At 59.2% G+C, this 18,474-nt stretch carries 16 protein-coding genes; 5 read left to right on the top strand and 11 right to left on the bottom strand.

What is annotated here, in order from left to right; genetic code table 11:
• Positions 1-5 precede the first annotated feature (5 nt).
• The 8 genes from aceA to FIV38_RS09785 form a co-directional block, all read right to left on the bottom strand.
• Complete coding sequence (gene aceA / locus FIV38_RS09825; protein ID WP_003219577.1) at positions 6-1,331, bottom strand: isocitrate lyase; 1,326 nt, start codon at positions 1,329-1,331, stop codon at positions 6-8.
• 508 nt (positions 1,332-1,839) lie between these two features.
• Positions 1,840-2,565, bottom strand: coding sequence for a secretin N-terminal domain-containing protein (locus FIV38_RS09815; protein WP_092239091.1), 726 nt, complete (start codon positions 2,563-2,565; stop codon positions 1,840-1,842).
• A gap of 325 nt (positions 2,566-2,890) precedes the next feature.
• Positions 2,891-3,313: a GNAT family N-acetyltransferase gene (locus FIV38_RS09810; protein WP_029293368.1), complete on the bottom strand. Its 423-nt coding sequence runs from the start codon at positions 3,311-3,313 to the stop codon at positions 2,891-2,893.
• Positions 3,306-4,475 carry a ribosomal protein uL16 3-hydroxylase gene (locus FIV38_RS09805; protein WP_029293370.1) on the bottom strand — a complete coding sequence of 390 codons (1,170 nt, stop codon included), beginning with the start codon at positions 4,473-4,475 and terminating at the stop codon, positions 3,306-3,308. The genes FIV38_RS09810 and FIV38_RS09805 overlap by 8 nt, the downstream gene beginning before the upstream one ends.
• A gap of 84 nt (positions 4,476-4,559) precedes the next feature.
• Positions 4,560-5,930, bottom strand: a complete 1,371-nt coding sequence (gene purB, locus FIV38_RS09800) for an adenylosuccinate lyase (RefSeq protein WP_029293372.1) — start codon at positions 5,928-5,930, stop codon at positions 4,560-4,562.
• 125 nt (positions 5,931-6,055) lie between these two features.
• Positions 6,056-6,679: a high frequency lysogenization protein HflD gene (gene hflD, locus FIV38_RS09795; RefSeq protein WP_005789104.1), complete on the bottom strand. Its 624-nt coding sequence runs from the start codon at positions 6,677-6,679 to the stop codon at positions 6,056-6,058.
• Positions 6,676-7,800: a tRNA 2-thiouridine(34) synthase MnmA gene (gene mnmA / locus FIV38_RS09790; RefSeq protein WP_090291412.1), complete on the bottom strand. Its 1,125-nt coding sequence runs from the start codon at positions 7,798-7,800 to the stop codon at positions 6,676-6,678. The genes hflD and mnmA overlap by 4 nt, the downstream gene beginning before the upstream one ends.
• Positions 7,801-7,859: 59 nt before the next feature.
• Positions 7,860-8,306, bottom strand: coding sequence for an NUDIX hydrolase (locus FIV38_RS09785; RefSeq protein WP_029293378.1), 447 nt, complete (start codon positions 8,304-8,306; stop codon positions 7,860-7,862).
• Between the two features lie 514 nt (positions 8,307-8,820).
• Between FIV38_RS09785 and FIV38_RS09780 the strand changes: the two genes are divergently transcribed.
• Together FIV38_RS09780 and FIV38_RS09775 are read left to right on the top strand one after the other, a co-directional pair.
• Positions 8,821-9,717 carry a DMT family transporter gene (locus tag FIV38_RS09780; protein WP_092239093.1) on the top strand — a complete coding sequence of 299 codons (897 nt, stop codon included), beginning with the start codon at positions 8,821-8,823 and terminating at the stop codon, positions 9,715-9,717.
• A gap of 107 nt (positions 9,718-9,824) precedes the next feature.
• Complete coding sequence (locus FIV38_RS09775) at positions 9,825-10,679, top strand: LysR family transcriptional regulator (RefSeq protein WP_158682844.1); 855 nt, start codon at positions 9,825-9,827, stop codon at positions 10,677-10,679.
• 52 nt (positions 10,680-10,731) lie between these two features.
• On the opposite strand, the gene FIV38_RS09770 is transcribed toward FIV38_RS09775, so the two are convergent.
• Positions 10,732-12,957 carry an NADP-dependent isocitrate dehydrogenase gene (locus FIV38_RS09770; protein WP_092239097.1) on the bottom strand — a complete coding sequence of 742 codons (2,226 nt, stop codon included), beginning with the start codon at positions 12,955-12,957 and terminating at the stop codon, positions 10,732-10,734.
• A 495-nt stretch (positions 12,958-13,452) separates the two neighbouring features.
• Between FIV38_RS09770 and icd the strand changes: the two genes are divergently transcribed.
• Entirely contained in the window at positions 13,453-14,709 is a 1,257-nt protein-coding gene (icd, locus tag FIV38_RS09765; RefSeq protein WP_029293387.1) for an NADP-dependent isocitrate dehydrogenase, read from the top strand.
• Positions 14,710-14,791: 82 nt separating this feature from the next.
• On the opposite strand, the gene cspD is transcribed toward icd, so the two are convergent.
• Positions 14,792-15,079, bottom strand: a complete 288-nt coding sequence (gene cspD, locus FIV38_RS09760) for a cold shock domain-containing protein CspD (protein ID WP_032866679.1) — start codon at positions 15,077-15,079, stop codon at positions 14,792-14,794.
• A 224-nt stretch (positions 15,080-15,303) separates the two neighbouring features.
• Between cspD and clpS the strand changes: the two genes are divergently transcribed.
• Together clpS and clpA are read left to right on the top strand one after the other, a co-directional pair.
• A complete protein-coding gene (gene clpS / locus FIV38_RS09755; protein WP_029293391.1) occupies positions 15,304-15,672 on the top strand; it encodes an ATP-dependent Clp protease adapter ClpS in 369 nt (122 codons plus the stop codon).
• 29 nt (positions 15,673-15,701) lie between these two features.
• The gene (gene clpA, locus FIV38_RS09750; RefSeq protein WP_092239099.1) at positions 15,702-17,972 is read left to right on the top strand and encodes an ATP-dependent Clp protease ATP-binding subunit ClpA; all 2,271 of its coding nucleotides are present in this window, start codon (positions 15,702-15,704) and stop codon (positions 17,970-17,972) included.
• Positions 17,973-18,158: 186 nt separating this feature from the next.
• On the opposite strand, the gene infA is transcribed toward clpA, so the two are convergent.
• Positions 18,159-18,377 carry a translation initiation factor IF-1 gene (gene infA / locus FIV38_RS09745; protein ID WP_002553999.1) on the bottom strand — a complete coding sequence of 73 codons (219 nt, stop codon included), beginning with the start codon at positions 18,375-18,377 and terminating at the stop codon, positions 18,159-18,161.
• Positions 18,378-18,474 lie beyond the last annotated feature (97 nt).

Here is an 18,474-nt window from a genome sequence, read left to right as displayed (position 1 = left end):
GTCACTTAGTGAAACTGTTCTTCTTCGGTCGAACCGGTCAGCGCGGTTACGGACGAGGTGCCGCCCTGGATCACGGTGGTCATGTCGTCGAAGTAGCCAGTGCCCACTTCCTGCTGGTGCGCCACGAAGGTGTAGCCTTTGGCGGCGTCAGCGAATTCCTGCTCCTGCAGCTTCACGTAGGCAGTCATGTCGTTGCGGGCGTAGTCGTGCGCCAGGTTGAACATGCTGTGCCACATGTTGTGAATGCCGGCCAGGGTGATGAACTGGTGCTTGTAGCCCATGGCGGACAGTTCGCGCTGGAACTTGGCGATGGTCGCGTCGTCCAGGTTTTTCTTCCAGTTGAAGGAAGGCGAGCAGTTGTAGGACAGCAGTTGGTCCGGGTATTCCTTCTTGATCGCCTCGGCGAAGCGACGGGCTTCGTCCAGGTCTGGCTTGGCGGTTTCGCACCAGATCAGGTCGGCGTACGGCGCGTAGGCCAGGCCGCGGGCAATTGCTTGATCCAGGCCTGCACGAACCTTGTAGAAGCCTTCCTGGGTGCGCTCGCCAGTCACGAACGGCTGGTCGTACGGGTCGCAGTCCGACGTCAGCAGGTCTGCCGCGTTAGCGTCGGTACGTGCCAGGATGATGGTCGGGGTGCCGGCAACGTCAGCAGCCAGGCGAGCAGCGGTCAGCTTCTGTACGGCTTCCTGGGTCGGAACCAGTACCTTGCCGCCCATGTGGCCGCATTTTTTCACGGAAGCCAGTTGGTCTTCGAAGTGCACGCCGGCGGCGCCTGCCTCGATCATGCTCTTCATCAGCTCGTAGGCGTTCAGTACGCCACCGAAACCGGCTTCGGCGTCAGCCACGATTGGCGCGAAGTAGTCGATGTAGCCTTCGTCGCCCGGACCTTTACCGGCTTTCCATTGGATCTGGTCGGCGCGGCGGAACGAGTTGTTGATGCGCTTGACCACGGTTGGCACGGAATCCACCGGGTACAGCGATTGGTCAGGGTACATGGACTCGGCGGAGTTGTTGTCCGCGGCCACTTGCCAGCCGGACAGGTAGATCGCCTGGATGCCGGCCTTGACTTGTTGCACAGCTTGGCCGCCGGTCAGGGCGCCCATGCAGTTGACGAAATCTTTCTCGGGACGGAAGGACGGCTTGGCGCCCTGGGTAACCAGCTTCCACAGCTTCTCGGCGCCCAGTTTTGCGAAGGTGTGCTCAGGTTGAACCGAGCCGCGCAGGCGGACGACGTCAGCAGCGGAGTAAGCGCGAGTCACGCCTTTCCAGCGTGGGTTTTCAGCCCAGTCTTTTTCAAGGGCTGCAATTTGCTGTTCGCGTGTCAGTGCCATGGGGAAAAACCTCGTCGCGTCTTTTGTGGAAAAACTACTGGGTTGAAAATTCCGTTTGCCAGCCACGTATTCAGTGCGTGGGATTGGCTGCTCGCTGACCAGAAGCTTAGGCGGTCAAAGTGGGCTTGGCGGGGAAGGCGACGGGATGAACGATAGGCTCAAGGGAGAAAGTGAGCAGGTAGAGGCGAACCGAGAACAGTCTTCGGGCGTCGTGGGCCTTGGTACGATCCATCAGTGTGTTGCCGGGTTACCTGGTTAGCTTCCGTCCCTCGGGACAACTTCGTTCCAGTCGCAACCTCGTCAAACACACCTTGTGGGCGGTACAGACACGAATCGGCTCAGGTGGGTAGCTTAGAGCGACGATCCGAAGGCCCTTGCCAGGGCCCCTGATTAGCGGGAGCGAGGCCATCATGCCCATGCTTTTTTGGATCGTCAAATGTTTTGTAGTGCTTTTTTTATAGCACTACATCTTTGGTCTAATACGACTAATCAGTCAGTTTTTGGTGCTTCAGTTCAAGGTGTCCACTTTGACCCGCAGTGTCAGGTCATCCCGGCCCTGGGTCGAGTAGGTGCGGGTCGCGCCCTGTTTGTCGGCCTGGGTCTGGCGATTGATACCGGCCAGGGTGATCCATTCGCCCAGGCGCCCGCTGACAGTTGTGTCGGTACTTTGCACATTCACTACATCGGGACGCTCCTGGCTCATACGGTCACGATTGGTGCTGATGCTCAGGTGTACGGTCTCGCCGGTGACGCTGGCGGTGACGTAGAAGCCTTGGGTGACGTTGCGGTATTGAGTCTGGTTTTGCGGGCGGCCATAGGTATCGGGCTGGGTGGTGGTCAGTGGCACGCTCTGACCGACCTGGATCAGCGCGGGCACGCCTTCGCTGGCCTGGATCTGCTGGATTCCACCCTCTCGGCTTTCGGTGCTGTAGGTGATGACCTGGCCGTTGCTCTGCTGATTGTTTTCGTTGGTGTCGACGGTGATCAGCAAGCGCTTGGACGGCGTGTCCAGTTGTGCGAGCAGGGCGCGCAGGCCCTGGATCTTGTCCGGCTCGGCATTGACGATCAGTTGATTGCCATAGGCGCTGACCGTGCCATCCTTGCCAATGAAACTCTGTGCGACCGGCAGCAGGTCGGCGCTGGTGCGGTTGCTCAAGGGCAGGACTTCAGTGGCTGCCATCGCCGTGAAACTGGCGGATAGCAGTAGGGCGGTGAGCAGGGTGCGTAGGGACATGTCCGTTATCTCTGCGAGTCATTTGGGCTTGATGGTGCCAGTTTATCGTCCTGGCTGGCAGCAGATTGTTGTGGTGAGCGGGCTTGCCCCGCGCTGGGTTGCGTAGCAGCCCCAATAAAAACGCCGAGTTCTTTCAGGAAGAACTCGGCGTCTGTTGAGGGGGGGGCTGCTACGCAGCCCAGCGCGGGCGATGCGGCGTTCCGACAAGCCCGCTCGCCACGGCAAGCCAGCTTGCAATATCAGGGCCGCTCGCCAGCACCCACAAGGGCCTACATTCCAAGTGTTGGAGCTGGCTTGCCTGCGATGGGAGCGACTCGGACTCGGATCAGCCCTCGCGCTCCATATCAACATGAGGAATCCCGACTTCCAGGAATTCCCCGCTGACGATCTTGAACCCTAGCCGCTCATAGAACGGTGCGGCATACACCTGCGCGCTGAGGAACTGCCGGGTCTGGCCGCGTTTCTCGGCCTCGCCAATCACCGCCTCCATCAGCTTGTCGCCAACCTTCAGCCCGCGCCAGTCCTTGAGGACCGACACGCGACCGATCTCGCCGCTGGGCAGCAGGCGTGCAGTACCAATGGGAAAGTCGCCTTCGAACGCGAGGAAGTGCATGGCTCCAGCGTCGTCTGCGTCCCACTCCAGCTCAGGTGGAACCGATTGCTCAGCGATAAATACCGCTTCACGAATGCGCCGGATCTCGGCGATATCCTTTTGCCAGTCTGCGACACTTACGTGAATTTTATTCATCGGCAAACCCCAGGCTTCCTTGCTTGACCAGTTCGCACAGCAGGTCGCGGCCGTCTTCATCAGCCAGCCATGGACCCAGGTTGTCGACATGCAGAGCGTCGGCCGCGCAGATCAACTTCAGCAGTTCGCGCAGTTTGCCTGGCAGGTAACGGCTCTGGCCGCTGGCGAACAGCAATACGTCGTCGTCCACTTCCGACCAGGCCAGGCGCGCGCTTGGGTTGCGGATCAGTACTGCGCCGTCTTCCAGGCTGCTGATCACTTCATCCTGCGCCAGCTCTTCGGGGCCTGCGACCAGCTCCGGGTAGCGTGGCTCGGTCATGAATTGGCCGAACCAGGTCAGCAGCATGCGCTCGTCGCTCATGTGCTCGGCCAGCAGGCTTTTCAGGCGGTCGAGGGCGTCGCTCTGGATCTGGTGCGGATCGCTAACGGGCTGGGCGTCAGCGTCGGTGTAGCGTTCTTCATCGGTCAGGTACTGGCTGAGGAAGTCGGTGAAGTGGGTCAGCACTTCGGCGGCGCTTGGCGCGCGGAAACCTACCGAGTAGGTCATGCAGTCATCTTCAGCGATGCCGAAGTGCGCCAGGCGCGGCGGCAGGTAAAGCATGTCGCCCGGTTCCAGCACCCATTCGGCGCTCTCTTCGAATTCGGCGAGGATGCGCAGGTCGGCGTGCTGCAGCAGCGGGCTTTCCGAGCTGCACATCTGGCCGATCTTCCAGTTGCGCTTGCCCTGGGCTTGCAGCAGGAACACGTCGTAGTTATCGAAATGTGGACCGACGCTGCCACCGGGGGCGGCAAAGCTGATCATCACGTCGTCGATGCGCCAGCTTGGCAGGAAGCGGAACTGCTCCAGCAACTCGGCCACTTCCGGTACAAACTGGTCGACCGCCTGCACCAGCAGGGTCCACTCGCGCTCGGGCAGGGTGCTGAAGGCGTCTTCGGCAAACGGGCCGCGACGCAGCTCCCAAGGGCGCTCGCCGTGCTCGATCACCAGGCGCGACTCGACTTCTTCTTCCAGCGCCAGGCCGGCCAGTTCGTCGGCATCGATCGGGCTTTCGAAATCAGGAATGGCCTGGCGGATCAGCAGCGGTTTTTTCTGCCAGTAGTCGCGCAGGAATTCCCGTGCAGTGATGCCGCCTAGAAGTTGAAGAGGAATATCAGGATTCATGTGTAACCTATTGAAAAAAAGCACTTTTCAGACGGGAATAAAAACGCCCGGCGCTGCCGGGCGTCTCAAGGGGTCAAGCTGCAATCAGATGCGTTTGGCTTGGTCTACAGCGTTGCCGATGTAGTTGGCCGGGGTCAGCAGTTTCAGCTCCGCCTTGGCCGCGGCTGGCATGTCCAGGCCGTCGATGAAAGTTTGCAGCGCCTCGGGGCTGATGCCCTTGCCGCGTGTCAACTCTTTCAGCTTTTCGTACGGGTTTTCGATGTTGTAGCGGCGCATTACGGTCTGGATCGGCTCGGCCAGGACTTCCCAGCAAGCGTCCAGGTCAGCGGCGATTTTCTGCGCGTTGAGTTCCAGTTTGCTGATGCCTTTGAGGCTGGCTTCGTACGCGATCACGCTATGGGCAAAGCCCACGCCGAGGTTGCGCAATACGGTGGAGTCGGTCAGGTCGCGCTGCCAGCGGGAGATCGGCAACTTGCTGGCCAGGTGCTGGAACAAGGCGTTGGCGATGCCCAGGTTGCCTTCGGAGTTTTCGAAGTCGATCGGGTTGACCTTGTGCGGCATGGTCGAGGAGCCGATTTCGCCAGCGATGGTGCGCTGCTTGAAGTAGCCCAGGGAGATGTAGCCCCAGATATCGCGATCGAAGTCGATCAGGATGGTGTTGAAGCGCGCAATGGCGTCGAACAGCTCGGCGATGTAGTCGTGGGGTTCGATCTGCGTGGTGTACGGGTTGAAGCCCAGGCCCAGTTCGTCTTCGATGAAGGCGCGGGCATTGGCTTCCCAGTCGATCTCGGGGTAGGCCGACAGGTGGGCGTTGTAGTTGCCCACGGCGCCGTTGATCTTGCCCAGCAAAGGCACGGCGGCCACTTGAGCGATCTGACGCTCCAGGCGGTACACCACGTTGGCCAGTTCTTTGCCCAGGGTGGTCGGCGAAGCCGGTTGGCCGTGGGTGCGCGACAGCATCGGCACGTCGGCGAAGCGGATGGCCAGTTCGCGGATGGCATTGGCGGTCTGGCGCATCAACGGCAGCATCACGTCATCACGGCCTTCGCGCAGCATCAGGGCGTGGGACAGGTTGTTGATGTCCTCGCTGGTGCAGGCAAAGTGGATGAATTCGCTGACCTGGGCCAGTTCCGGCAGTTTGGCCGCTTGCTCTTTGAGCAGGTATTCGATGGCTTTGACGTCGTGGTTGGTGGTGCGCTCGATCTCTTTCACACGCTCGGCGTGCTCCAGGGAGAAGTTTTCCGCCAGGGTGTTCAGTACAGCGTTAGCCTCGGCGGAGAACGCCGGCACTTCGCTGATGGCAGGGTGAGCGGCCAGGCGCTGGAGCCAGCGCACTTCAACCAGTACACGAGCACGGATCAGGCCGTATTCGCTGAAAATAGGGCGCAGGGCCTGGGTTTTGCCGGCGTAGCGGCCGTCAACAGGGGAAACCGCAGTGAGCGAAGAGAGCTGCATGGGGTGTTCTCGGACAGTCGGGCAACGAAATGGGGCGCGTATCATACATGAAAAAATCCGCCGGTCCGTCGCCAACTGACCGGCGTATTACGCGTAACGGCTTGAAAATAGCCCGTGGCTGCGACTTATTCGTTGCGCATCAACGGGTAAAGCTCTTTGAGCAATTTGCGACGGCTGATGACCAACTGCCAACGATGACCGCCCAACTGGCGCCACAAGCGCGCCGAACGAATGCCGGCCAGAAGCAGAGCGCGGATTTTCGAGGCGTTGTTGGGTTGTTGCAGGTTGCGCATGTCGCCATGGACCTGGATCCGCTGGCGCAAGGTGCTCAAGGTGTCCTGGTACAAGGCGCCACAGGCGGCGATCACGTTTTCGTGGGCCGGGCCGAAGTGCTCGACCTGGGACTGGATCTGCGGCAGGCGCTTGCCAATGGTTTCCAGCAAGTCGTCGCGTTTGGCCAACTGCCGCTCCAGGCCGAGCATCGACAGGGCGTAGCGCAATGGCTCGCGCTGCAAGGTGCTGGGGTCGCGTTCGAGGGCGCCGATCAGGGCACGATAACCTTCGCGCAGGCTCAAGTCGTCGCCGCCGTACACGTCCAGGGTGTCCTTTGGATCCACCACCAACAGGCTGCCGAGCATGCACGTCAGGCCTGCTTCGGTCACCTGGCCGGTCTTGGCGATCTTGTCCACCAGCACGGCCGCGAGGAAGACCCCGCCCAGTGCCGTCAATTGCTCCTGGGTCGGGCTCATGCCGGGTTGCTCCAGGGTTCGGCGACTTCAATCACGCCGCCCCCCAGGCAGATTTCACCGTCGTAGAACACCACGGATTGGCCAGGCGTGACCGCGCGCTGCGGGTCATCGAACGTGGCGCGGTAGCCGCTGGCGGTCTTTTCCAGGGTGCAGGGCTGGTCGCTCTGGCGATAGCGCACCTTGGCAGTCAGGCGGCGCGGGGTGCTCAGGTCGATCGGGTTGACCCAATAGATCTCCGAGGCCAGCAGTGCACCGGAGAACAACAACGGATGCTCGTTGCCCTGGCCGACGATCAGCACGTTGTTTTCCAGGTCCTTGACCAGCACGTACCACGGCTCTTCACCGGCGTCCTTCAGGCCGCCGATGCCCAGGCCCTGGCGCTGGCCGATGGTGTGGTACATCAGGCCGTGGTGACGGCCGATGACTTCGCCTTCGGTTGTCTTGATCTCGCCCGGCTGGGCCGGCAGGTACTGCTTGAGGAAGTCGCTGAAGCGGCGTTCGCCGATAAAGCAGATCCCCGTAGAGTCCTTCTTCTTCGCGGTAGCCAGGCCGTGTTTCTCGGCGATCTTGCGCACTTCGGGCTTTTCCAGTTCGCCCACCGGGAACAGGGTCTTGGCGATCTGTTCACCACCGACGGCGTGCAGGAAGTAGCTCTGGTCCTTGTTCGGGTCCAGGCCCTTGAGCAGCTCGGTACGGCCATCGATATCGCGACGGCGCACGTAGTGGCCTGTGGCAATCAGGTCGGCGCCGAGGATCATGGCGTAGTCGAGGAACGCCTTGAACTTGATTTCACGGTTACACAGGATGTCCGGGTTCGGCGTGCGGCCGGCCTTGTATTCGGCCAGGAAGTGCTCGAACACATTGTCCCAGTACTCGGCGGCGAAGTTGGCGGTGTGCAGCTTGATGCCAATCTTGTCGCACACGGCCTGGGCATCGGCCAGGTCGTCCATGGCAGTGCAGTATTCCGTTCCATCGTCTTCTTCCCAGTTCTTCATGAACAGGCCTTCCACCTCATAACCCTGCTCCATGAGCAGAACGGCGGAAACGGAAGAATCCACGCCGCCGGACATGCCGACGATGACGCGCTTCTTTTGTGTGTCAGAAGGGGCTGGATCACGCATAGGATTTCAACGGGTGTCTTGAAAAAGGACGCGATTCTAGCAGGCTCGCGCCCTCAAGGCTAAAGAGAAGGGCGGATCAGGTCGAGACTGTGGCACTGGCCGGCCAAATAGTCATCGATACAGCGGATGATCAGCTCGCTGCGCCAGTCGTCGCGTACCGCCATCAGCTCGTCACGGGTCAGCCAGCGGGCGCGCACGATGCCTTCGTCGAGCTGATAGTCCGGGTGGTGTTGCAGGGCTTTGGCAATGAAGCAGACCCGTTGGTAAGTCACGCCATTACTGGGGGCGGTGTACAGGTAGATACCGACGATGCCGGTGGCTTCGACGTCCCAGCCGGTTTCTTCAAGGGTTTCGCGCACGGCGGCTTCGGTCAGGGTTTCGTGCGGGTCGAGGTGCCCGGCGGGCTGGTTGAGCACGGCGCGGCCGCCCTTGAGCTCTTCGACCATCAGAAAGCGACCGTTGTCTTCGACGATGGTGGCGACGGTGATGTGGGGTTGCCAGGTCATGGAAAGCCTCGATTCAAAGGATGGCGCTGTTTTTGGACAGGATTGCTATCAATGCGGGAGCAGGCTTGCCTGCGATAGCCATAGGTATCTACACAACTTTCAGAAACTGACGAACTCCCCCGTGGCGAGCGGGCTTGCCCCGCGCTGGGCTGCGAAGCAGCCCCAAAAAGCCCGCCGCGTTTCTTCAGATAAACCGCGATGGCCGGGTTTAGGGCTGCTTCGCAGCCCAGCGCGGGGCAAGCCCGCTCGCCACAACTGCGCTATCTGTCTGGATTTGGGCGTTGCGGCAAAGTTGTGTAGATACCTATGCTGCGATAGCAGTCTGTCAGTAAGCGAATTAGTGGCTGACACACCGCAATCGCAGGCAAGCCAGCTCCCACATTCTGATTCGGTTTCTGCAGTGGGCATGTGGTGCATAAGCAAAATGCATGCTGCGCCGCACATTATATGATTTTACCGCTTGCAAGCCGGGGCGCAGTTTACCTCTCCAGAACAGTCGTTATTGGAGAGTGTCATGAAGCCGATTGCCCACAAAAGCTACGAAGTACGCCTTACATCGCCATTGCCTATTGCCTTCATCCTGTTGTGGAGCTCCGGTTATATCGGCGGTGCGTTCGGTGTGCGTTATGGCGAGCCCTTTACCATGACGTTCTATCGGTTTGCCTTGGCTGCCCTGGTGTTCCTGGGAGTAGCACTCGCCATCAAGGCCGAGTGGCCTAGGCGGCTCACACCTTACCTTCATGCGGCTGCGGTGGGTTTGCTCTTGCAGGCCCTGCAATTTGGCGGCCTCTACACCGGGATAAGCCAGGGTGTGCCGGCTGGACAAGCTGCGCTGATTGTCGGGTTGATGCCAGTGTTCGTGGTGATCGGTGCCTACTTCTGTTTAGGCGAGCAATTGAGCTGGCGCGACCTGCCAGGCTCGATCCTGGGCGTGGGCGGCGTGGCCATTGTGGTCGGCAGCAGTTTTTTTGGTTCAGAAGCGTCAATCGGCGGTTATGGCGCGGTGGGGCTGGCGCTGATAGGCATCACCCTTGGCACGCTGTATCAGAAACGTTTCCTCGGCGGCGTCAACCTGTGGGTGGGCTGTTTCATTCAGATGGTCACCGCATCGTTGGTCATGTTGCTGCTGGCCTATACCACCGAGACCATGCAGGTGACGCAATGGGTGCCCTTCGCCGCTTCGGTGGCGTGGATCACTGTAATGAACTCAGTCGGTGCGCTGACCCTGCTGTACCTAATGATTCGGCGAGGGGAGGCGAGTAAGGCGACCAATCTGTTCCATGTCATTCCGGCGGTGACGCAGATCATGGCCTCCGTGACCCTGGGTGAGGCTCCAGGTGCGCTGGCAATTGCAGGTTTTGTAGTGTCGGGGGTTGGCGTTTACCTGATGAATCATGCGCGTACCTCTTAGGGGGCCTGGCGTTCTTGACAGATAGGGGCGCAGCCTTGCACTAATGCTCGGGCGTATTTACTCACTCGCTTCGGTGTGCCATGAGAGTCAATCTTGATATTCAGTCTTTGCGCAGCTTCCTCAAGGTTGCGCAACTGGGCAGTTTTACCCGGGCCGCCGAGGCGCTAGCCCTGACGCAGCCTGCGATCAGCCAACAGGTCCGGCGGTTGGAGGAGTTGTTGGGTGTCGGGCTTTTTGTTCGCGATAACCGTCAGGTACTGCTGACCCTGGAGGGGGAGCGGCTGATCGGTTATGCCCAGCAGATCCTGGAGGTCAACGACAAGGTCGGCGGGCTGTTTGATGTCAGTCGCACCCAGGAATCTGTGATGCTCGGCATCCCCGAGTACTTCTCCGAGGAGATCTTACAGCGCGTGATTGCGGCGCTGGCCGTTGAATTGCCGTCGGTGCGGATCGGGGTCAAAGTGGCGCGCTCTCTGGTGCTCGCGCAAGCATTCAATGAGGGTGGGATTGATATTGGCCTGATGATTGATGAACTGCCAAAAGTTGCCGGGGAACCTTTGCATACGCTTTCGCTGAAATGGCTGGGTGGTGAGCATGGGGTTATGCCTGCGCAGGGCCAGGAGGTTTTGCTGGCATTGTTCAAGGCACCTTGCCTATTCCGCAGTCTGGCGATCCGGCGCCTGGAGGAGAGCGGTATCAGATGGCGTTGTGTGTATGAGTCCGAGGACTTGGTGTCGTTGCGTTCTGCGGTCCAGGCAGGGGTTGGCGTAACGCTGTTGCCCTGGTTTGCCCAGGGGCAGGGCCTAAAAAAACTCGAGCCGATCGGTTTTTTGCCGGAACTGCCCAGGTTTGGCGTCGAACTCAGGCAGAGGGTGGGTTGGCAGCCGTGGTACCGATCGCAGTTGCTGACGATTATCGAGAACGCATGGCGTGCGGAGTACGGTGTGCCATTAAAAGGCTGAAAAACACAAACCCCGGCGCATGGCCGGGGTTTGTGGTGTTGCCTCTACAGCCTTACTTCAATGCAGCAATCGCGGCATTGAGGGTAGCGCTCGGACGCATAGCCTTGCTGGTCAGCTCTGGGTTCGGCGCGTAGTAGCCGCCGATGTCCACTGGCTTGCCCTGTACGGCGTTGAGTTCGGCAACGATGGTTGCTTCGTTCTCGGCCAGGGTTTTTGCCAGTTGAGCGAACTGCGCCTGCAGCGCGGTATCTTCAGTCTGGGCGGCCAGGGCTTGTGCCCAGTACAGCGCCAGGTAGAAGTGGCTGCCGCGGTTGTCGATGTTGCCGACTTTGCGCGATGGCGACTTGTTGTTGTCGAGGAACTGGCCGGTGGCCTGGTCCAGGGTCTTGGACAGCACCAGGGCTTTCGGGTTGTTGTAGTTCACACCCAAATGCTCAAGGGAAGCGGCCAGGGCCAGGAACTCGCCCAGGGAGTCCCAACGCAGGAAGTTTTCTTCCAGCAGTTGCTGCACGTGCTTTGGCGCCGAGCCGCCGGCGCCGGTTTCGAACAGGCCGCCGCCGTTCATCAGCGGTACGATCGACAGCATCTTGGCGCTGGTGCCCAGTTCCATGATCGGGAACAGGTCAGTCAGGTAGTCGCGCAGTACGTTGCCGGTCACCGAGATGGTGTCCAGGCCCTTGCGGGTGCGTTCCAGGGTGAACTTCATCGCGTCGACTGGCGACATGATGCGGATGTCCAGGCCTTCGGTGTTGTGGTCTTTCAGGTAAGCCTGAACTTTCTCGACCACTACGCCGTCGTGGGCGCGCAGCGGGTCCAGCCAGAAAATGGCTGGGGTGTTGCTGGCGCGGGCGCGGTTGACGGCCAGTTTGACCCAGTCCTGGATCGGCGCGTCTTTGGTCTGGCACATGCGGAAGATATCGCCGGCTTCGACCGACTGTTCCATCAGCAGGTTGCCCTTGCTGTCGGTGACGCGAACTACGCCGTCAGCCTTGATCTGGAAAGTCTTGTCGTGGGAGCCATACTCTTCGGCTTTCTTCGCCATCAGGCCAACGTTTGGCACGCTGCCCATGGTGGTTGGGTCGAAGGCACCATTGGCCTTGCAGTCTTCAATGACCGCCTGGTAGATGGTGGCGTAGCAGCGATCCGGAATCACGGCCTTGGTGTCGTGCAATTGACCGTCGGTGCCCCACATCTTGCCGGAGTCACGGATCATGGCTGGCATCGAGGCGTCGACGATCACGTCGCTCGGCACGTGCAGGTTGGTGATGCCTTTGTCGGAGTTGACCATCGCAAGCGATGGGCGAGCGGCGTAAACCGCCTGGATGTCAGCTTCGATCTGCGCTTGCTGGTCGCCAGGCAGGGCCTTGATGCGAGCGTACAGGTCGCCGATGCCGTTGTTCAGGTTGAAGCCGATCTGTTCGAGCACGGTGGCGTGCTTGGCCAGGGCATCTTTATAGAACTCGGCAACGATCTGGCCGAACATGATCGGGTCGGAGACCTTCATCATGGTGGCTTTGAGGTGGACCGACAGCAGCACGCCTTGTTTCTTGGCGTCTTCGATTTCGGCGGCAATGAACGCACGCAGGGCGTTCTTGCTCAGCACGGCGCTGTCGAGGATCTCGCCGGCCAGTGCGGAGGTTTTTTCTTTCAGGACGGTGGTGCTGCCATCCTTGCCGACCAGCTCGATTTTGACAGCATCGGCGGCTTCGATCTGCACGGCCTTTTCGCTGCCGTAGAAGTCACCGTTGCTCATGTGAGCCACGTGGGACTTGGAGTCAGCGGCCCAGGCGCCCATTTTGTGCGGGTGCTTGCGGGCGTAGTTCTTGACCGACAGTGGGGCGCGGCGGTCAGAGTTGCCTTCGCGCAGGACCGGGTTTACGGCGCTGCCCTTGACCTTGTCGTAACGTGCACGGGTTTCTTTTTCCGCGTCGGTGGTTACGGTTTCCGGATAGTCCGGCAGGGCGTAGCCCTGGGCCTGCAGTTCCTTGATCGCGGCTTGCAGCTGCGGGGTCGAGGCGCTGATGTTCGGCAGCTTGATGATATTGGCTTCGGGGGTTACGGCCAGGGCGCCCAGTTCGGCGAGGTGGTCCGCAACAGCCTTGGTGCCCAGTTGCTCGGGGAAGCTTGCGAGGATGCGCCCTGCGAGGGAGATATCGCGGGTTTCCACTTCAATATCAGCGGAAGCGGTGAAGGCCTCTACGATAGGCAGCAGTGAATAGGTGGCGAGGGCTGGAGCTTCGTCGGTGAAGGTATAGATGATCTTCGAGCGGGTGGGCATATTCGGATTAACTCTCTTCTTTGCTAAAAGCGTGCGCGGAAACTCGAGATGCGCCGGGTAAAGCGCGTTCGTTCAAAGTCATCCATGAGCCGAATGTCGATGTTTCTTCGCGGTGATGTTGGGTTGCATCAGTCGAGCGTCAAGCGGGTGGGCTGCTGTGGCAACCCGGCTTTTTCGGGCGCAGGTGCTCGATATAGAGCGGTCGGCCGTCGTGACTCTTTGGTCAGCGGCGGCATTATACATAGGTCGCTATGCTTACGCCGAGCCTTCATACAAAAGGTGGGTCGTCCATTGGTCTAAAGGTCGCAGGTACCGGATTGCGCCTAAAGTCGCACGTAATGCTCAAGTTTGGCGTTTTTCCCTTTTGTTTCAAGGTTGTAGGCGACTGAATCTACGGTTTTCGCAGCAAATGTACCGGGCGCAAGGTTCCAGTCCACATTCAACTGGAGTAGGCTCGGGCACAGCCAGATGTTCAATCCACAAACGGAGTTCAGCATGGGATACAAGAAGATTCAGGTTCCGGCAGTCGGCGACAAAATCACCGTCAACGCAGACCATTCTCTCAATGTTCCTGACAACCCGATCATTCCCTTCATCGAAGGTGACGGTATTGGCGTCGACATCAGCCCGGTGATGATCAAGGTGGTCGATGCAGCTGTTAACAAGGCTTACGGCGGCAAGCGCAAAATCTCCTGGATGGAGGTGTATGCCGGCGAGAAGGCCACTCAAGTTTACGACCAGGACACCTGGCTGCCCCAGGAAACCCTGGACGCGGTCAAGGACTACGTGGTTTCCATCAAGGGCCCGCTGACCACGCCGGTCGGTGGCGGCATCCGTTCGCTGAACGTGGCCCTGCGCCAGCAACTGGACCTGTATGTCTGCCTGCGCCCGGTGCGTTGGTTCGAAGGTGTGCCAAGCCCGGTCAAGAAGCCTGGCGATGTGGACATGACCATCTTCCGTGAGAACTCCGAGGATATTTACGCCGGCATCGAATGGAAGGCCGGCTCGCCGGAAGCCATCAAGGTCATCAAGTTCCTCAAGGAAGAAATGGGCGTCACCAAGATCCGTTTTGACCAGGATTGCGGGATTGGCGTCAAGCCGGTTTCCAAGGAGGGCACCAAGCGCCTGGCGCGCAAGGCCCTGCAATATGTAGTGGATAACGACCGTGAGTCGCTGACCATCGTGCATAAAGGCAACATCATGAAGTTCACCGAGGGTGCCTTCAAGGAATGGGCCTATGAAGTGGCCGCCGAAGAATTCGGCGCGACCCTGCTCGACGGTGGGCCGTGGATGCAATTGAAGAACCCGCGCACCGGCCGCAATGTGGTGGTCAAGGATGCGATTGCCGACGCCATGCTCCAGCAGATCCTGCTGCGTCCGGCCGAATATGATGTGATCGCCACCCTGAACCTCAACGGTGACTATCTCTCTGACGCCCTGGCGGCAGAAGTGGGCGGTATCGGTATTGCGCCGGGCGCCAACCTGTCTGATACCGTGGCGATGTTCGAAGCCACTCACGGTACTGCACCCAAATACGCCGGCAAAGACCAGGTCAACCCGGGTTCATTGATTCTGTCGGCGGAAATGATGTTGCGCCATATGGGCTGGACCGAGGCTGCCGACTTGATCATCAAGGGCACGAATGGGGCAATCTCGGCCAAAACCGTGACGTATGACTTCGAGCGCTTGATGGATGGCGCCAAGCTGGTGTCGTCGTCGGGCTTTGGCGATGCGTTGATTTCGCATATGTAATAAGTCGAAGGCGATAAAAAAACGGCCATCCTGAGTGATCAGGATGGCCGTTTTTTATGCAGGGTATCTACTCAGTGGCTGATTAGGCCGTTTGTTTCTTTTTCGACTGAGCGGATCTATCTGCGTTGTCGTGGTCTTCGTGGGGAGTGCCAGTTGCAGCTGCGCAGATTTCGACAGCGTGCAGGCCTTTAGGTCCCTGGATAATCTTAAAGGACACCAATTGACCGGCTTTCAACGTTTTGTAACCCTCCATGGTAATCGCCGAGTAATGCGCAAAGAGGTCTTCATCCTTACCGTCTTCATTAATGAAGCCGTACCCCTTGGCATTGTTGAACCATTTGACCTTGCCACTGATCTTGCTGCCAGACATACCCATATCCCTCTGCACCAGACTCCATCACTGGAGTATCATCCAGTTTATCCGTCCTAACCCGAATAAATAAGGTTGACTGCGCGGACCTTTTTTACCCACTGTGGGTTCTATTGGTTGTAACACCGTTTTGCCGATAGTCAAGGTGACCAGTCGGTCGGAGTTGAATTTCTGACAGGTCGCCCCCATCACTGTAAATGCACAACAGACGAACCTTTCTTTCCATGCATGCATTCAGCCAGATTCGACTAACATTCAATCAGGATCGCCCGGATCATCTAGAAGACGATGACGGTTCTGCAGGCATCGCTGTTCAGGAGGCCAAGCCTGCTTTACAGGCGCCGCCGATGTACAAGGTGGTTTTGTTCAATGATGACTACACGCCGATGGATTTCGTCGTCGAAGTACTCGAGGTGTTTTTTAATCTGAACCGCGAGTTGGCGACCAAGGTAATGCTGGCCGTTCACACAGAAGGACGGGCAGTATGTGGAGTGTTTACCCGCGACATCGCCGAGACCAAGGCCATGCAGGTCAACCAGTACGCCAGGGAAAGCCAGCATCCGCTACTCTGTGAAATCGAGAAGGACGGTTAACTCCGACCACTTGGGTATGAGGTGAAGCTATGTTAAACCGCGAGCTCGAAGTCACCCTCAATCTTGCCTTCAAGGAGGCCCGTTCGAAGCGTCATGAATTCATGACCGTCGAACACCTGCTGCTGGCACTTTTGGATAACGAAGCTGCCGCCACCGTTCTGCGTGCGTGCGGCGCCAACCTCGACAAACTCAAGCATGACCTGCAAGAGTTTATTGACTCCACCACGCCACTGATCCCCGTGCATGACGAGGACCGTGAGACCCAGCCAACCCTGGGCTTCCAGCGGGTTTTGCAGCGTGCTGTCTTCCACGTGCAGAGCTCCGGCAAGCGTGAAGTGACGGGCGCCAATGTATTGGTTGCCATCTTCAGCGAGCAGGAAAGCCAGGCGGTGTTCCTGCTCAAGCAGCAGAGCGTTGCCCGTATTGATGTCGTCAACTACATCGCCCATGGCATCTCGAAAGTGCCAGGGCATGGCGATCACTCCGAGGGTGAGCAGGATATGCAGGACGACGAGGGCGGCGAGTCTTCTTCTTCAAGCAACCCGCTGGATGCCTATGCCAGCAATCTCAACGAGTTGGCGCGCCAGGGGCGGATTGATCCGCTGGTTGGGCGCGAGATGGAAGTCGAGCGTGTTGCGCAGATCCTGGCTCGTCGTCGCAAGAACAACCCGCTGCTGGTGGGCGAGGCGGGCGTGGGCAAGACCGCGATTGCCGAAGGCCTGGCCAAGCGTATTGTGGACAATCAGGTGCCAGACCTGCTGGCCAGCAGTGTCGTCTATTCCCTTGACCTGGGGGCGTTGCTCGCCGGGACCAAGTACCGTGGCGACTTTGAAAAGCGTTTCAAGGCGTTGCTTGGCGAGCTGAAAAAGCGTCCGCAGGCGATCCTGTTTATCGATGAAATCCACACCATCATTGGCGCCGGCGCGGCGTCCGGTGGGGTGATGGACGCTTCCAACCTGCTCAAGCCGCTGCTGTCTTCGGGTGATATCCGCTGCATCGGCTCGACCACGTTCCAGGAGTTTCGCGGGATCTTCGAAAAAGACCGTGCCCTGGCGCGTCGCTTCCAGAAAGTCGACGTGTCCGAGCCTTCGGTCGAGGACACCATTGGTATCCTGCGTGGGCTCAAAGGCCGTTTCGAAGCGCACCACGGCATCGAATACAGTGATGAGGCACTGCGTGCGGCCGCTGAGTTGGCATCGCGCTACATCAATGACCGGCACATGCCGGACAAGGCCATCGATGTGATCGACGAAGCGGGGGCCTACCAGCGCCTGCAGCCGGTAGAGAAGCGTGTGAAGCGCATCGAAGTGGCCCAGGTCGAGGATATCGTGGCGAAAATCGCGCGTATTCCGCCAAAACACGTCACCAGTTCCGACAAGGAGCTGCTGCGTAACCTGGAGCGCGACCTCAAGCTGACGGTGTTTGGCCAGGATGCGGCGATTGATTCGCTGTCGACGGCGATCAAGCTGTCCCGTGCCGGTCTCAAGTCGCCGGACAAACCGGTGGGTTCGTTCCTGTTCGCCGGGCCTACCGGCGTCGGCAAGACCGAAGCAGCACGCCAGTTGGCCAAGGCCATGGGCATTGAGCTGGTGCGGTTCGACATGTCCGAATACATGGAACGGCACACCGTGTCGCGCCTGATCGGTGCGCCTCCGGGCTATGTCGGCTTCGACCAGGGCGGCCTTTTAACGGAGGCGATCACCAAGCAGCCTCACTGCGTATTGTTGCTCGATGAAATCGAAAAGGCCCACCCGGAAGTCTTCAACCTGCTGCTGCAGGTCATGGACCACGGGACCCTGACAGACAACAACGGGCGCAAGGCGGACTTCCGCAACGTGATCGTGATCATGACCACCAACGCCGGTGCCGAGACGGCCGCGCGGGCTTCCATTGGCTTTACTCATCAGGATCACTCTTCCGACGCCATGGAAGTGATCAAGAAGAGCTTCACGCCGGAATTCCGTAACCGCCTGGACACCATTATCCAGTTTGGTCGCCTCAGTCATGAGGTTATCAAGAGCGTTGTGGACAAGTTCCTTACCGAGCTTCAGGCGCAGTTGGAAGACAAGCGCGTGCAGTTGGAAGTGACGGAAGCGGCACGCAGCTGGATCGCCGAGGGTGGCTACGACGCGGCAATGGGGGCTCGCCCAATGGCGCGTCTGATCCAGGACAAGATCAAGCGGCCACTGGCCGAAGAGATCCTGTTTGGCGAGCTCTCCGACCATGGTGGCGTGGTGCATATCGACCTGAAGGATGGCGAGCTGACCTTCGAGTTCGAGACCACGGCCGAAATGGCCTGACCGCTGTAAACCTGTAGGAGCGAGCTTGCTCGCGAAGATCGCCAACGATAACGCATGCTTCCTGATTCGGTGCGTTGTCCTGGGGTTCTTCGCGAGCAAGCTCGCTCCTACAGTTGTTTTGCGACCTCTATAAATCCCACACACACAAAAACGCCCGGCATAACCGGGCGTTTTGTATTGACTTGTTTAGCGAGCGCGGTAAGTGATGCGCCCTTTGCTCAAGTCATAGGGCGTCAGCTCGACGCGCACTTTGTCACCGGTAAGAATACGAATGTAGTTCTTGCGCATCTTGCCGGAGATATGCGCGGTTACGACGTGCCCATTTTCCAACTCCACACGAAACATGGTGTTGGGCAGGGTGTCGACGACAGTGCCTTCCATTTCGAAGCTGTCTTCTTTCGACATGCAGTAAAGCCCTCGGTATCCAGTGAATGGCCCGGTGCAACTGCGCCAGGCAAAAGCGGCGTGCATTGTGCCCGAAAAAGGGTGTTTAAGCCAAGGG

Origin of the sequence: Pseudomonas proteolytica, assembly GCF_007858275.1 — a bacterium.
GTDB lineage: Bacteria > Pseudomonadota > Gammaproteobacteria > Pseudomonadales > Pseudomonadaceae > Aquipseudomonas > Aquipseudomonas proteolytica.
This window is presented reverse-complemented; position numbering and strand designations above follow the sequence as displayed.

Coding starts and splice junctions, on each gene's coding strand:
- cspD (WP_032866679.1), bottom strand. CDS start 15,079: ATGTCTGGCAGCAAGATCAGTGGCAAGGTCAAATGGTTCAACAATGCC.
- hflD (WP_005789104.1), bottom strand. CDS start 6,679: ATGAGCCCGACCCAGGAGCAATTGACGGCACTGGGCGGGGTCTTCCTC.
- FIV38_RS09770 (WP_092239097.1), bottom strand. CDS start 12,957: ATGCCCACCCGCTCGAAGATCATCTATACCTTCACCGACGAAGCTCCA.
- FIV38_RS09785 (WP_029293378.1), bottom strand. CDS start 8,306: ATGACCTGGCAACCCCACATCACCGTCGCCACCATCGTCGAAGACAAC.
- FIV38_RS09805 (WP_029293370.1), bottom strand. CDS start 4,475: ATGAATCCTGATATTCCTCTTCAACTTCTAGGCGGCATCACTGCACGG.
- FIV38_RS09780 (WP_092239093.1), top strand. CDS start 8,821: ATGAAGCCGATTGCCCACAAAAGCTACGAAGTACGCCTTACATCGCCA.
- infA (WP_002553999.1), bottom strand. CDS start 18,377: ATGTCGAAAGAAGACAGCTTCGAAATGGAAGGCACTGTCGTCGACACC.
- aceA (WP_003219577.1), bottom strand. CDS start 1,331: ATGGCACTGACACGCGAACAGCAAATTGCAGCCCTTGAAAAAGACTGG.
- FIV38_RS09810 (WP_029293368.1), bottom strand. CDS start 3,313: ATGAATAAAATTCACGTAAGTGTCGCAGACTGGCAAAAGGATATCGCC.
- purB (WP_029293372.1), bottom strand. CDS start 5,930: ATGCAGCTCTCTTCGCTCACTGCGGTTTCCCCTGTTGACGGCCGCTAC.
- icd (WP_029293387.1), top strand. CDS start 13,453: ATGGGATACAAGAAGATTCAGGTTCCGGCAGTCGGCGACAAAATCACC.
- mnmA (WP_090291412.1), bottom strand. CDS start 7,800: ATGCGTGATCCAGCCCCTTCTGACACACAAAAGAAGCGCGTCATCGTC.
- clpS (WP_029293391.1), top strand. CDS start 15,304: ATGCATGCATTCAGCCAGATTCGACTAACATTCAATCAGGATCGCCCG.
- clpA (WP_092239099.1), top strand. CDS start 15,702: ATGTTAAACCGCGAGCTCGAAGTCACCCTCAATCTTGCCTTCAAGGAG.
- FIV38_RS09815 (WP_092239091.1), bottom strand. CDS start 2,565: ATGTCCCTACGCACCCTGCTCACCGCCCTACTGCTATCCGCCAGTTTC.